Annotated in this window: 2 protein-coding genes; both read right to left on the bottom strand. The window is 37.7% G+C overall.

Going from position 1 to position 1,624, the window contains the following annotated elements:
• The coding region (locus tag ACY65O_RS01555) for an MFS transporter (protein WP_462219089.1) at positions 1 to 540 on the bottom strand (540 nt) is incomplete at its 3' end.
• Between the two features lie 116 nt (positions 541 to 656).
• The coding region (locus ACY65O_RS01550) for a sugar phosphate nucleotidyltransferase (RefSeq protein ID WP_462219088.1) at positions 657 to 1,624 on the bottom strand (968 nt) is incomplete at its 5' end.

Here is a 1,624-nt window from a genome sequence, read left to right as displayed (position 1 = left end):
AAAAATATTTTTAAACACCCATGGTAAAGATGATGCTATGCTGCCTCCCAATCCAATCATTAAGCTCTGCATAATAAACCCTTTATTAACCTGGCTGTCGGGTAATTTATCGGTAACGAATGCCCTGAAAGGTTCCATACTTACATTACCAAATACATCTAACACCCAAAGTAAACCAGCCGCCATCCACAAGGCACTGCTGTTAGGCATAAAAATTAAAGCTATAGAACTTAACACCGCACCAATAAAAAAGTAGGGCCTTCGCCTGCCAAACTTTGGATGCCATGTCCTGTCGCTCATATAACCTATAATGGGCTGAATAAGTAAACCCGTTAATGGTGCTGCTAAAAATAATAATGGCACATCATCCGGATTGGCACCGAGATTTTCGTAAATGCGGCCCATGTTTGCCCTTTGCAAATCCCAGCCAAACTGAATACCAAAAAAACCAACACTCATGTTGATGATTTCTGATAATGGTAAACGTGGCCGGGGATCTTTTTTTAGATCTTCAAAAATAGTTTGGTTGTAATCGGGCATAGCAATCGTTTTGGTTTATCGTTAATTGTGTACAAAATACACATTTTTAAAATACTACAAAAAAAAACATCCTTAAAAAAAGGATGTCGTATAAATTGTTTAATTATTTTGCTGAATTATATCACAAACCCATCAGGCAGCACCGCTCCTTTTTTCAATACCACAATTCCATCTTTTACAGTGTATAAAGAATGGTCGGCATCTGCTAAATGCGGGCCTCCATTAATGCGTACATCGTTACCAATGCGGCAATTTTTATCAATTATCACATTCTTAATATAACACCTGTCACCAATACCTAATTTGGGTAAACTTCTCTCGGCATTATGATTTATTTCTTCCAAAGTTTCGTAATAATCACTTCCCATCATGTAACAACTTACCACCGTACTGCCCTGGCCAATGCGGCTGCGGATACCAACCACACTGTTTTCAACACGGCTGGCATTTATTATACAACCTTCGGCAATTAATGTATGCTCCAGTGTAGTGCCGCTAATTTTTGCTGGTGGTAACATACGTGCCCTGCTGTACACCACATTCCTGTTATCAAATAAATTGAATAAAGGAATTTCTAATGTTAAAGCCAGGTTGGCTTCAAAGAAAGAATAAATATTTCCAATATCCGTCCAGTAACCGTCGTACTGGTAACTGATAACTTTCGATTTTTCAATAGAAGAAGGAATAATTTCTTTTCCAAAATCAGTAGCATCTTTTTTTTCTGTTTGCAGCAGATCAAACAATAATTTTCTGCTGAAAATATAAATCCCCATTGAGGCTAAATAATTTCTGCCCTGCTTTTGCATCTCATCGCCGGTATCACTGATCCAGTCGGGCAATAATTCTTTTTTAGGTTTTTCAATAAACGATGTTATTAAATTTTCTTCATTAGATTTTAATATGCCAAACTCCGGCGCTTCTCTTTCGCCAACAGGAATAGTGGCAATGGTAATATCGGCACCCTGTGCTGCATGATTATCAATCATAGCACCAAAATCCATTTGATACAATTGATCGCCGCTTAAAATAAGAATGTAATCAAAGTCATGACCTGCAAGGTGAGGCAATGTTTGTTTAACAGCAT

Origin of the sequence: Ferruginibacter sp. (assembly GCF_031430955.1) — a bacterium.
GTDB lineage: Bacteria > Bacteroidota > Bacteroidia > Chitinophagales > Chitinophagaceae > Ferruginibacter.
Note: the sequence above shows the minus strand (reverse complement) of the source record. Positions and strands in the feature narration are given on the sequence as shown.